This window comes from Gordonia sp. LUNF6, assembly GCF_047041125.1.
Classification (GTDB): domain Bacteria; phylum Actinomycetota; class Actinomycetes; order Mycobacteriales; family Mycobacteriaceae; genus Gordonia; species Gordonia sihwensis.
Genome location: NZ_CP178181.1, coordinates 560,644 through 572,325 on the forward strand (window position 1 = coordinate 560,644; position 11,682 = coordinate 572,325).

Annotated in this window: 14 protein-coding genes; 9 read left to right on the forward strand and 5 right to left on the reverse strand. The window is 69.1% G+C overall.

Translation table 11 applies throughout. From position 1 onward, the window contains the following. Positions 1-79 precede the first annotated feature (79 nt). Positions 80-385 carry an antibiotic biosynthesis monooxygenase family protein gene (locus tag ACK8HH_RS02600; protein WP_045536843.1) on the reverse strand — a complete coding sequence of 102 codons (306 nt, stop codon included), beginning with the start codon at positions 383-385 and terminating at the stop codon, positions 80-82. 48 nt (positions 386-433) lie between these two features. Here ACK8HH_RS02600 and ACK8HH_RS02605 point away from each other — a divergent pair, with 48 nt between their 5' ends. Next, a complete protein-coding gene (locus tag ACK8HH_RS02605) occupies positions 434-1,228 on the forward strand; it encodes an alpha/beta fold hydrolase (protein ID WP_045536844.1) in 795 nt (264 codons plus the stop codon). Here the strand turns inward: ACK8HH_RS02605 and ACK8HH_RS02610 are convergent. Further along, positions 1,211-2,089 carry an A/G-specific adenine glycosylase gene (locus ACK8HH_RS02610; RefSeq protein WP_045536846.1) on the reverse strand — a complete coding sequence of 293 codons (879 nt, stop codon included), beginning with the start codon at positions 2,087-2,089 and terminating at the stop codon, positions 1,211-1,213. The two genes, ACK8HH_RS02605 and ACK8HH_RS02610, sit on opposite strands and share 18 nt — an antisense overlap. On the opposite strand from ACK8HH_RS02610, the gene ACK8HH_RS02615 reads away from it, so the two are divergent. Continuing rightward, positions 2,088-2,705 (forward strand): carbonic anhydrase, encoded by a 618-nt coding sequence (locus tag ACK8HH_RS02615; RefSeq protein ID WP_006894259.1) that lies wholly within the window; start codon positions 2,088-2,090, stop codon positions 2,703-2,705. The genes ACK8HH_RS02610 and ACK8HH_RS02615 overlap by 2 nt on opposite strands. A 78-nt stretch (positions 2,706-2,783) precedes the next feature. Next, positions 2,784-3,539: a hypothetical protein gene (locus tag ACK8HH_RS02620; RefSeq protein WP_045536848.1), complete on the forward strand. Its 756-nt coding sequence runs from the start codon at positions 2,784-2,786 to the stop codon at positions 3,537-3,539. A gap of 10 nt (positions 3,540-3,549) precedes the next feature. Here ACK8HH_RS02620 and disA read toward each other — a convergent pair whose 3' ends face one another. After that, on the reverse strand, positions 3,550-4,647 hold the full coding sequence (disA, locus tag ACK8HH_RS02625) for a DNA integrity scanning diadenylate cyclase DisA (protein WP_006894261.1): 1,098 nt from the start codon (positions 4,645-4,647) through the stop codon (positions 3,550-3,552). A gap of 20 nt (positions 4,648-4,667) precedes the next feature. Between disA and ACK8HH_RS02630 the strand changes: the two genes are divergently transcribed. Next, complete coding sequence (locus ACK8HH_RS02630) at positions 4,668-5,207, forward strand: PaaI family thioesterase (protein ID WP_006894262.1); 540 nt, start codon at positions 4,668-4,670, stop codon at positions 5,205-5,207. Here the strand turns inward: ACK8HH_RS02630 and radA are convergent. Both radA and ACK8HH_RS02640 read right to left on the reverse strand, forming a co-directional pair. After that, entirely contained in the window at positions 5,192-6,580 is a 1,389-nt protein-coding gene (radA, locus tag ACK8HH_RS02635; RefSeq protein WP_006894264.1) for a DNA repair protein RadA, read from the reverse strand. The genes ACK8HH_RS02630 and radA overlap by 16 nt on opposite strands. A gap of 132 nt (positions 6,581-6,712) precedes the next feature. After that, positions 6,713-7,402, reverse strand: coding sequence for a hypothetical protein (locus ACK8HH_RS02640; protein WP_062366282.1), 690 nt, complete (start codon positions 7,400-7,402; stop codon positions 6,713-6,715). 280 nt (positions 7,403-7,682) lie between these two features. Between ACK8HH_RS02640 and ACK8HH_RS02645 the strand changes: the two genes are divergently transcribed. The 5 genes from ACK8HH_RS02645 to rlmB are packed head-to-tail and all read left to right on the forward strand — an operon-like array spanning position 7,683 to position 11,678. Further along, the gene (locus tag ACK8HH_RS02645) at positions 7,683-8,171 is read left to right on the forward strand and encodes a CarD family transcriptional regulator (RefSeq protein ID WP_006894267.1); all 489 of its coding nucleotides are present in this window, start codon (positions 7,683-7,685) and stop codon (positions 8,169-8,171) included. Further along, positions 8,168-8,839, forward strand: coding sequence for a 2-C-methyl-D-erythritol 4-phosphate cytidylyltransferase (gene ispD / locus ACK8HH_RS02650; protein WP_375004172.1), 672 nt, complete (start codon positions 8,168-8,170; stop codon positions 8,837-8,839). Before ACK8HH_RS02645 ends, ispD begins: the two co-directional genes overlap by 4 nt. A gap of 15 nt (positions 8,840-8,854) precedes the next feature. Continuing rightward, entirely contained in the window at positions 8,855-9,319 is a 465-nt protein-coding gene (gene ispF, locus ACK8HH_RS02655) for a 2-C-methyl-D-erythritol 2,4-cyclodiphosphate synthase (RefSeq protein ID WP_412475709.1), read from the forward strand. Positions 9,320-9,330: 11 nt separating this feature from the next. Next, positions 9,331-10,725, forward strand: a complete 1,395-nt coding sequence (gene cysS / locus ACK8HH_RS02660; protein ID WP_412475520.1) for a cysteine--tRNA ligase — start codon at positions 9,331-9,333, stop codon at positions 10,723-10,725. Beyond that, on the forward strand, positions 10,725-11,678 hold the full coding sequence (rlmB, locus tag ACK8HH_RS02665) for a 23S rRNA (guanosine(2251)-2'-O)-methyltransferase RlmB (protein WP_062366286.1): 954 nt from the start codon (positions 10,725-10,727) through the stop codon (positions 11,676-11,678). Before cysS ends, rlmB begins: the two co-directional genes overlap by 1 nt. Positions 11,679-11,682: the final 4 nt, after the last annotated feature.

Sequence of the window (11,682 nt, forward strand, 5' to 3'; positions counted from 1 at the left end):
ACCTTATTTCCTCGATACTAGAACACGTTCTAAATCACTGCCAGCGTCTTGGCGCGAAAGACGTGTGCGTGACGATCCGTCAGGACTTCGGCTCGACCTCGATCACGACCTCGAACTCGAGGAGGTCGGCTCCGGTGGCGACGGGTTTGCGGTCGCTCTTGTGCGCGGCGCGGGCATCGCCACCGGCCCACGCCTGGTAGCTCGCGTCGTCCTTCCAATGCGTGACGACGAAGTACCGGTCCTCGCCCTTGACCGGACGCAGCAGATGGAAACCGAGGAATCCCTCGGCCTCGTCCACCACTCCCGCACGCGCGGCGAAGCGCTTCTCCAGTTCGGGGCCGGCGCCTTCGGGGATCTTGATCGCGTTGATCTTCACAATTGCCATGCCGTCCAGCCTACTGACGAACCGCCCGCCGGATTAGGGTCGAGAGTCGTGAATGGACTCCTGGACTACGGCGGCCTCGACAGGGACGAGGGCGGGCTCGGGGCGATCGTTCTGCTGCACGGACTGATGGGCCGCGGACGCACCTGGAGCCGTCAGATTCCCTGGCTGCGCCGCTACGGACGAGTGTTCACCTTCGACGCCGCCTACCATCAGGGCCGGTTCGACGATTCGCGCCCGCCCGCGCCCGAGGACATCGCCACCGAGCGGTTCGTCGCGGACGTCGGAGAGGTGATCACCTGGATCGACCGCGGACCCGCCGTACTCGTGGGTCACTCGATGGGCGGGCTGCACGCGTGGTGCGCGGCAGCCGAGTTCCCCGAACTGGTGAGCGCGATCGTGGTCGAGGACATGGCGCCGGATTTCCGCGGCCGCACCACCGGCGACTGGGCCCCGTGGTTCGACAGCTGGCCCGAACGATTCGCCGGGCTCGACGAGGCGGTCGCGATGTTCGGAGACGTCGCCGGCCGGTACTTCTACGAGGCCTTCGACGACGGTCGCCTCCACGGCAGCATCCCCGTCTGGGCAGCGATAGCCGAGGAGTGGGGCACCAGAGACTTCTGGGCGCAGTGGGAGGCGGTCGACGTGCCCGCGCTGCTGGTGGAGGCGGAGCACTCCGTGACGCCGCCCGGGCAGATGGCAGACATGGCCGTCCGCGGCGGTCAGGCGCGGTACCCGCAGTCGGCCTATCTGCGAGTTCCCGGCGCCGGGCACCTGGTTCACGACGACCGCCCCGGCGTGTACCGGGGCGCGGTGGAGGCCTTCCTGTCAGGCCTCGCCGGCTAGGCAGAACAATCCGTCGTCGTTGACCTCGATGAGCCCGTCGACGAGCAGTGAGTCGAGCGCGCGGTCGCGCTGGGCGGGGTCGGCGGTCCACGCGAGGTCGAGGCGGGCGCGTTCGACGGGGCCGCGACCGCTGCGCAGCACATCGAGGAGCCGTCCGCGGGCCTGGCGGTCGGTGCCCTCGAACTTCTGGGTGCGACGCGGGGGACCGTCGTGGGCGGGTCGTCCGCGCGCCACCCAGCGGCAGCTGCCGAGCAGGGGGCATTCCTCGCACCGCGGGTTGCGCGCAGTGCACACGAGCGCCCCGAGCTCCATCACCGCGGCCGAGAACGTCGGCGCGGTGCCGTCGTCGGGCAACAGTGCCGCGGCCTCCGCCAGATCGCGCTTGGCGGGATTTCCGGCCTGCGCCCGGCCGTGCACCGCGCGGGCTATCACCCTGCGCACGTTGGTGTCGACCACCGGGACCGATCGGCCGTAGGCGAAGCACGCGACGGCGCGGGCGGTGTAGTCGCCGATCCCCGGCAGCGCGAGCAGGGTGTCGACGTCGTCGGGGACCACGTCGCCGTGCTCGGCGGCCAGGACGCCCGCGCATTCGTGGAGCCGCATCGCGCGCCGGGGATACCCCAGCCGGCCCCACGCGCGGACCACTTCTCCGGTGGTCTCGGCGGCCATCGCGGACGGAACCGGCCACCGCCGCACCCATTCCTGCCAGGGCTCGAGGACGCGCGCGACTGGAGTCTGCTGGAGCATGATCTCGCTGATCAGAATGTGCCAGCCGGGTATGCCCGGTTCGCGCCACGGCAGCGGTCGACGGGCACGGGTGAACCAATCGAGTACATCGCGCGGTGGCATACTTGCGCTCATGGAGAACTTAACCCCCGCGCAAGCATGGCAGGTCATCAAAGAAGGCAACGAGCGTTTCGTCGGTGGGGGGTCGATTCATCCGAACCAGAGTAGCGACCAGCGGGCCGCTCTGGTCTCCGGCCAGAAGCCGCACGTGGTTCTGTTCGGCTGCGGCGACTCGCGGCTGGCCGCGGAGATCATCTTCGACCAGGGGCTCGGCGACATGTTCGTGGTCCGCACCGCCGGCCATGTGCTCGACGAAGCGGTTCTCGGAACCATCGAGTTCGGCCCCGACGTTCTGAATGTTCCGCTGATCGTGGTGCTCGGCCACAGCAGCTGCGGTGCCGTCGGCTCGACGCTCGAGTCCCTCGACAACAACACCCTCCCGAACGGCTACGTGCGGACGATCGTCGAGAAGGTGATGCCGAGCATTCTGGCCGGACGCGCCGAGGGCATCGACGACTACTACGGGTTCATCGGCAGGCACGTGAAGGAGACGGTGCATCTGCTGATGGACCGCAGCCAGATCATCGCCGACCGGGTCGAGAAGGGGACGCTCGCCGTCGTCGGCCTCACGTACCGTCTCGAAGACGGTCAGGTCGAGATGGTCGAGGTGATCGGCGACATCGGCGAGTGAGCCCTCGGTCGGCGGAATCGACGACACGCCGGACGGCCTCGCTGCTCTTGACAGGGGAGCGGCGATACCGTTGAGGGCGTGATTGAACCGCAAGGACCACTGCCGCCCGAGGTGTATTGGCGCCGGCGCCTCGTCGCCGGCGTCGGGGCGGTCGTCGCGATCGTTGTGGTCATCCTCCTGATCGTCTGGCTCAGCGGCGGTTCCGACAGCACCCCCGACTCGAAGAACGCCGCGGCGAAGTCCTCGACCGAGCCCGCGGCGCCTTCGACCGCAGTGGAGAGCGCCCCGCCGAGCAGTGAGGCGCCAAGCGGCGGAGGCGAGCACGGCCAGGGCGGCGATCCGAGTGCCACGCCCTCGGCTCCCGCCCCCGCGCCCGCGCAGCAGTCCGACGCACCCGCCGCGGACGCCGGTGCTCCCGGATGCTCCGACCAGAGCCTGTCGGTGGTGCTCTACACGGACAAGCCCACATACACCGTCGGCGACCAGCCGGTCTTCACGATCGTCACCACCAACGGCGGACTCGCCGCCTGTTCGCGCGACGTGGGCAAGGCCGCCCAGAACGTCATCGTCCGCACGCTGGACGGAAGCCGGACGCTGTGGTCGGCGCAGGACTGCGCGCCGGACAAAGGCGTGAACATCCAGGTTCTTGCGCCGGGCCAGCAGGTCACCGACACCATCACCTGGTCGGGCACCACCAGCAATCCCGGATGCACCAAGAAGCGCGTCCAGGTGGCGGCGGGCGGCTACCAGGCCACCGCGAAGCTGGCCGAGCGCGAGTCGGCGCCGATCACGTTCAACTTCGTCGCTCCGGCGCAGGCACCCGCACAGCAGTAGCGATCCGACGTCAGTCGAACCGTTCGAGGCTGCTCTCGGCGAGCCGCGAGAGCCCCTCCCGGATGTGCCGGGCCCAGATGCTCCCGATGCCCTCGACCGACTGAAGATCGGCTGCGCTGCTCGCGAGCAGCGACTGCAGGGTGCCGAAATGACGGACGAGCCGGTCGATGTGGCCGAACTGCAGGCGGGAGATGCGGGCCAGCAGACGGTAGCCGCGGGGGCTCATCGCGGTGTCCTGGGCCTCGAGCGAGGTCGGGTAGCCGAAGGCCCCGGCCACCATCGTCAGATCGAGCAGATCGGCGTCCGAGAGCGACTCCACCGCTTCGAGTATCTGGCGCACCTGTTCGGTGCTGGCCGGCTCCGGGCTCGCGTGGTAGTCGCGCACCAGCAGTTCGCGCATCGTGTCGTTGTCGTTGATCAACTCCTCCAACTGCAGCGACACCTGCCTGCCGTTGACTCCGAGTTCGAGGACGTACTCGTCGATCTCGACCGAGACGCGTCGGACCATCTCCATCCGCTGGGCGGCACTCATCGCATCGCGCAGCAGCACGTAGTCCTCGATCTCCGCGCGCGAGAGCTGGCTGCTGACCTCGTCGAGGCGAGACTTGTAGCGTTCGAGCGTGGTGAGCGCGACGTTGGCGCGCGAGAGGATGGCGTCCGGGTTCTCGACGACGCGACGCTGCCCGCCCACGTACACGCTCACGATCGACATCGACGCACTCACCGAGATCACCGGGACCCCGGTCTGGATGGCGGTCCGCTCGGCGGCGCGGTGCCGTGTGCCCGACTCCTCGGTGGGGATGGTGGGATCGGGCATCAGCTGGACGTTGGCGCGCACGATCCGTTTGCCGTCGTCGGAGAGCACCACGGCGCCGTCCATCTTCGACAGTTCGCGCAGACGGGTGGGGGCGAACTCGATGTCGAGGTGGAAACCGCCGTCGCAGAGCCGCTCGGTGTCGTCGTCGTATCCGAGGACGATCAGCGCGCCGGTGCCGCCGCGGAGGATGCGTTCGAGTCCGTCGCGAAGCCCGGTCCCCGGAGCCACGCGGCGGAGCGCGGAACGGATCTGCTCGGCGCGGCTGGACTCGGGGATAACGGTGTCGGTCACCTGAACTAGGGTAGCGGTACGTGAAGACCTCATTCGTGCTGCCCGCAGACATCGAGCCACTGTCCCGCGACCCGAAGGCGACGTCGCCCGGCCGTCGAATCAACCTGCATCACAGTATGTGTTTCGGATGCGGCGCCGACGCGCCGGTGGGCCTGCGAATCGACGTGATCGCGGGCGAGGGGCTCACGGTGTCCGCATCGATGAAGGTGGAGGACTGGATGCAGGGCGGTCCCGGCGTGATCCACGGCGGACTCCTCTCCACCGCCTTCGACGAGGTGATGGGAACCTCGCCGCTGCTGCTCCGCATGCCGGTGGTGACCGGGCACCTGGAGATCGACTACGCCAAGCCGATTCCGCTGGGCTCCACCGTGCAGTTCACCGGTGAGATCCTCGGGGGCGTGCGCCGCAAGGTCTACACGCGCGCCGTCGCCCATCTCGGCGATCCCCAGGAGCCCGTCGCCGCGGCGCACGGGCTGTTCATCGCCATCGATCTCGAGAAGCACTTCGCCGGATACCGCGATCGCGCGGTGCATCCCTCAGGGCATCAGAACGGGGCCTGAGCGTAGTCCGACCGCGCCGTCGCCGCCGACTGTGCCTCCAGGAGGTTGTTGACCCGGCTGATGCGGATTCCGCGCGGCAGATCCTCGTCCTGCGTTCCGGCGGGAATGATCGCGTGCCCGAACCCGAGCCGTTTGGCCTCGGCGACTCGGCGGCCCACCGACGACACACGGCGGACCTCGCCGGCGAGGCCGACCTCGCCGATCGCGACGGTCGACGACGGTACCGCGACGTTGTGGTGCGACGAGTAGAGCGCCAGGAAGATCGCCAGGTCGGCGGCCGGCTCGGTGACTTTCATCCCGCCGACGGTGGAGGCGTAGACCTCCTTGGTGCTGGCCTTGATGCCCGCGTGCTTCTCGGCGACGGCGAGCATCATCGCCACACGCGCCGAGTCCAGACCGGAGACCGCGCGCCTGGGCGAGGTCATCTGGGTGTCGTTGAGCAGCGCCTGGATCTGGCCGACGAGGGCGCGGCGGCCGTCCATCGCGACCAGGGCGGCGCTGCCCGCGACATCGGACTCGTGGTGGTGTACGAAGATGCCCGACGGGTCGCTGACCTGATGGATGCCGTCGGACCGCTGCTCGAAGCAGCCGACTTCGTCGGAGGGGCCGAATCGGTTCTTGATGCCCCGGATCATCCGCAGCGACGAGTGGCGGTCGCCTTCGAAGGCCAGCACCACGTCCACCAGATGCTCCAGTGAGCGGGGACCGGCCACGGTGCCGTCCTTGGTGACGTGACCGACCAGGATCACGGCGATTCCGCTCGTCTTGGCGAGCGAGACCAGTGCGGTGGTGACCGCCCGGATCTGCGTGACACCGCCGGTGACGCCGTCGGTGCCCGTCGCGACCATCGTCTGCACGGAGTCGACGATCAGCAGGGTGGGCGCCACCGCCTCGACGTGTCCGAGCACCGTCGCGAGGTCGGTCTCCGACGCCAGGTAGATGTTCTCGTGCACCGCGTCGGTGCGTTCGGCGCGAAGCCGGACCTGGCCGGCCGACTCCTCCCCGGTGACGTACAGGGCCGTCTTGCCTTGCGCCGCCCAGTGTTTCACGGTTTCGAGCAGGAGTGTCGATTTGCCGACCCCGGGCTCGCCCGCGAGCAGGATCACCGAACCGGGGACCACTCCGCGGCCGAGCACGCGGTCGAACTCGGCGATGCCGGTGGGGCATGAGCCCACCGCTCCGGAGACCACCTCGGTGATGCGGACGGCCGGACTGGACGGTGCCACCGACGTGGTGCCGGTGCGTGAGGCGGCGGCCGCCGGCGCCGATTCGGCGATGGTTCCCCATTCGCCGCACTCGGGGCATCTGCCGAACCACTTCGCCACCTGGTGACCGCATGCGGAGCAGCGGAACACCGATCGGGTCTTAGCCATGTCTTCCCCTGTCCGCCGACGCGCTCGTCACCCGGTCCGTCCGGCCACGCAGACACTGTAGGCGACCGGTACGACAAGAGCGGCGCCCCGGGTCGAGTGACCGGGGCGCCGCTGTGAGGAGTTCGGTGCGGCTCAGTGCTCGCTCTCGCCCTGCACGTCGCGGACTACGTCCTGGCGCTCGTTGAGCGTGCCGCCGTCGACCGGGGTGTCGACGGTGGTCGACACGGTCTCGACCTGCTTGCCGCCCAGGTCGTAGACGGCGAAGTTGAAGGTGATCGGGACGGTCAGACCGGCGGCGACGGTGTCGCCGGCGTTGGTGAGCTCCACCGTCCAGCGGCTGTCCGCTCCGGCGGCCAGATCCGGATCCGAGCCGGACGGCTGTCCGGCCAGCAGGGCCTTTCCGGGGGCGATGGAGGCGGGGTCGCCGCCGGTGGTCGAGGTCGGCGGCGTCAGCTTGATGTTGCCGGTCTTCGCCGAGACGCTCTGCAGCTTGACCACGCGAGTGGGGCTGTCGTTGGCGATGTTGAACGCGAGGGCGAACGGTCCGCCGTCGCCGAAGATCTGGTCGGCCTTCGAGACCGGGTACAGCACATGCGCATTGCGGATCGCGATCGATCCGTTCGACATCTCCTGGCCGTCGTACTCGGACGGGGTCAGAGTGATGGATCCGCTCGCGCCGTTGACCGCCGGCTCCTGATTCGCGGTCTGCGAGATCTTTCCCGCACCGCAGGCCGTGGTGCCGAGGGCGATCGCGATGCCGAGCGCGCCGACAGCGGCGGCCGAGGCCAGACGGCGGGTGGACCGATTGAGCACTGACACCATTTCCTCCGGGGTGGTCGTCGCGTTGTCCGCCGGTGATGCGAACTCTCACTACGCAGCGTAGTTGGCGAGGCCGGGAAAAGTTCGCCCGGGTCGCCAGATTGTCCCGATGATATTAGCGCCGGGCCGTTCGGTTCAGGCGTGCAACTGTGCTTCCCGAAGGTGGCAGGCGGGGCGCAAATACCGTCGTTCACCTGCTTGCACCTCGGTTGACCTGCACCGTTGGAGAAGGCTGTCGGCCCTCGCGTGTTAGACTGGTTACATTCGAAAGGGGCAGTGGACATTGAATTTCAAAGTTGGCGACACCGTTGTATACCCCCATCACGGTGCTGCTCGAGTCGAAGACATCGTCATTCGGACCATCAAGGGTGAAGAGATCGAGTACCTGGTCCTGAAGGTTGCCGACGGTGACATGACAGTTCAGATCCCGTCCAGCAAGCTCGATTACGTCGGTGTGCGCGACGTGGTCGGCCAGGAGGGTCTGGATCAGGTCTTTCAGGTGCTGCGCGCACCGCACACGGAGGAGCCCACCAACTGGGCCCGCCGATTCAAAGCCAATCAGGAGAAGCTGATCTCCGGCGACATCATCAAGGTGGCCGAGATCGTCCGCGATCTGTGGCGCCGCGAGCAGGACCGCGGTCTGTCGGCAGGCGAGAAGCGCATGCTGACCCGGGCCCGGCGCGTGCTGGTCGACGAGCTCTCGCTCGCACAGCACACCAACGACGCCAAGGCCGACAGCATGCTCGACGAGATCCTGGCTGCGGCGTCCTGACAGCAGGCAGTGGCCCGGTAGCCGCACTGATCCCGGCAGCGGGAAGAGGTACACGTCTCGGTGAGACCGTGCCGAAGGCGTTCGTCGAGCTCGACGGCGTCACGCTGCTCGAGCTGAGCGCCTCGGCGGCACGCAGGTCCGGCGTCGTCGACGTCATCGTCGTGGCCGCACCTCCGGAACTGCTCGACCGCGCCGCGGCGCTCGTCCCGGACGCCGTCGTGGTGCCGGGCGGAGCCGAGCGGAGCGATTCGGTCCGGGCCGGTCTGGCGGCCGTGCCCGACGCGGAACTGATCCTGGTGCACGATGCGGCCCGGGCTCTAACCCCGCCGGCACTCTTCGCCTCGGTGGTCACCGCGCTCCGGGGCGGCGCCGACGCGGTGGTCCCGGGAATCGCGGTCGCCGACACCCTCAAACGGGTCGACGCCGACGGCTTGGTGCGGGACACTCCCGACCGGTCGGAGTTGCGTGCCGTGCAGACCCCGCAGGGTTTCACCGCACAGGTACTGCGCCGGGCGCACGACGCACAGGCAGACGCCACCGACGACGCCGGACTGGTCGAAGCCCTGGGCATCCCGGTTCGAGTGATCCAGGGTGACGCGATGGCGTTCAAGGTGACCACCCAGTTCGACCTGGCACTGGCCAGGCTCATCACCGCACAGGAGCACTGAGTGTCTGCGATGGACATGCGCGTCGGCGTCGGGACCGACGTCCACCCGATCGAGGCCGGCCGACCCTGCTGGATGCTGGGGCTGCTCTTCGACGACGCCGACGGCTGCTCGGGGCACTCCGACGGCGACGTCGGCGTTCACGCACTCTGCGACGCACTGCTCTCGGCCGCCGGGCTGGGCGATGTCGGCGCGGTCTTCGGCGTGGGGCGACCGGAGTGGTCCGGGGTCACCGGCGCGGCGATGCTCGGCCACGTCCGCGGCCTTCTCGACGAGGCGGGCTTCGCTCTGGTGAACGCCTCGGTGCAGATCATCGGGGAGCGGCCGAAGGTCGGGCCGCGTCGTGCGGAGGCCCAGCGGGTGCTGTCCGATCTGCTGGGGGCACCGGTCTCGGTCTCCGGCACCACCAGCGACGGACTGGGTCTGACAGGACGCGGCGAGGGCATCGCGGCGGTGGCCACCGCACTGCTGGCCCTCAAGTAGAATCGCAGGCCGTGACTCTACGCCTCTACGACTCGGCTGCCCGCGAGGTTCGCGACTTCGTTCCCCTTCGTCCCGGAACGGCATCGGTGTACCTGTGCGGTGCGACGGTTCAGGGCGTTCCCCACATCGGTCACGTCCGGAGCGGCATCGCGTTCGACGTGCTGCGGCGGTGGCTCGCCTACCGCGGGTTGGACGTGCTCTTCGTCCGCAACGTCACCGACATCGACGACAAGATCTTGAACAAGGCCGCCGAAGCGGGCCGTCCGTGGTGGGAATGGGCGGCCACGCACGAGAGGGAGTTCACCCGGGCCTACGACGCCCTCGGTGTGCTGCCGCCCTCGGCGGAGCCGCGTGCCACGGGCTTCATCACCCAGATGGTGCAGTACATGGAGCGTCTCATCGAGCGCGGTCACGCGTACGCCGCCGACGGCAACGTCTACTTCGACGTGCGCAGTCTGCCCGACTACGGAAGCCTCTCCGGCCACCGGCTCGAGGACGTACACCAGGGTGAGAGCGCGGGCACCGGCAAGCGCGATCCCCGTGACTTCACGCTGTGGAAGGCCACCAAGCCCGGGGAGCCGTCGTGGCCGACGCCGTGGGGCGACGGGCGTCCCGGCTGGCACCTCGAGTGCTCGGCGATGGCGACCTCGCTGCTCGGTGCCGAGTTCGACATTCATTGCGGCGGAATGGATTTGATCTTTCCGCATCACGAGAACGAGATCGCTCAGAGCCACGGTGCCGGCGACGGCTTCGCTCGGTACTGGCTGCACAACGGCTGGGTCACGATGAGCGGCGAGAAGATGAGCAAATCGCTCGGCAACGTGGTCGCCATCCCGGCGATGCTGGAGCGGGCCCGGGCCGTGGAACTGCGCTACTACCTCGGGAGCGCGCACTACCGGTCCATGCTCGAGTACTCCGACGGCGCGCTGGCCGAGGCCGCGGCCGGCTATCGGCGTATCGAGTCGTTCGTGCATCGCGTCGCCGAACGCGTCGGCGACGTCGAGGTCGGCGAGGTGAACGACGACTTCGCCGCCGCCCTGGACGACGACCTCGGAGTTCCGGCCGCGCTCGCGGCCGTGCACAACGCCGTCCGCGACGGCAACACCGCCCTGGAGTCGGGCGACGGTGGCCGCGCGAGGCAGATCGCGGCGCAGGTGAGGGCCATGACCGCGGTCCTCGGGACCGATCCGCTCGACCCGCACTGGGCCGCCGAGGGCGTCGATGACGACGCTCACGCTGCGCTCGACGTGCTCGTCAAGGCAGAATTGGACCGGCGGGCGCAGGCCCGCGCCGCCAAGGACTGGACCACCGCGGACGAGGTCCGCGACCGGCTCGCCGCAGCCGGCGTCGAAGTGACCGACACCCCAGACGGCGCCCAGTGGGCGCTCAAATCGAAGGAACACTGATGGCCGGAAACTCACAGCGTCGCGGGGCGACCAGGAAGGCCGGAAGCAAGAAGGGCCAGGTCGTCGGGTCCGGCGGGCAGCGCCGGCGCGGTCTCGAAGGCCGCGGAGCCACTCCGAAGGCCGTCGACCGCACCTACCACCCCGCTCACAAGAAGGCGAAGGCCGCGGCCAAGGCCGCGGGGCGTCGAAATCACCGCAAGTCCGAGGACGGCGGTCCGGAGTACGTCGTGGGCCGCAACCCGGTCGTCGAATGTCTGCGTGCCGGGGTGCCCGCCACCGCGCTGTATGTGATGACGACAGTGGACGCCGACGAGCGCGTCAAGGAGGCGGTGCACACCGCGGGAGACCGCGGGATCTCGATCCTCGAGGTCGCGAAGCCGGAACTGGACCGGATGTCGCCGAACGGGCTGCATCAGGGGCTCGCACTGCAGGTGCCGGAGTACCAGTACGCGCACCCGGACGATCTCATGGCGGATGCCCTCGCCGCGCCGCAGGCGCCGTTGCTGGTGGCGCTCGACAACATCACCGACCCGCGCAACCTCGGTGCGGTGATCCGCAGTGTGGCCGCGTTCGGCGGACACGGTGTGGTGATCCCGCAGCGGCGCAGCGCGGGGATGACCGCCGTCGCGTGGCGCACCAGCGCGGGTGCTGCGGCCCGGATGTCGGTGGCGGCCACGCCGAATCTGAACCGCACCCTGCTCGACTGGGCCAAGAAGGGCGCCCAGATCGTCGGACTCGACGCGGGCGGCGACGTCTCGCTCGACGACTACGACGGCACGGGCCCCACGGTGATCGTCGTCGGTTCGGAGGGCAAGGGGCTGTCGCGTCTGGTTCGCGAGAACTGCGACTCGATCCTGTCGATCCCGATCGCGGGCGAGGTGGAGAGCCTCAACGCCTCAGTCGCGGCAGGTGTGGTCCTGGCGGAGTTCGCCAGGCAACGCCGCGTCGGCTGAGTGC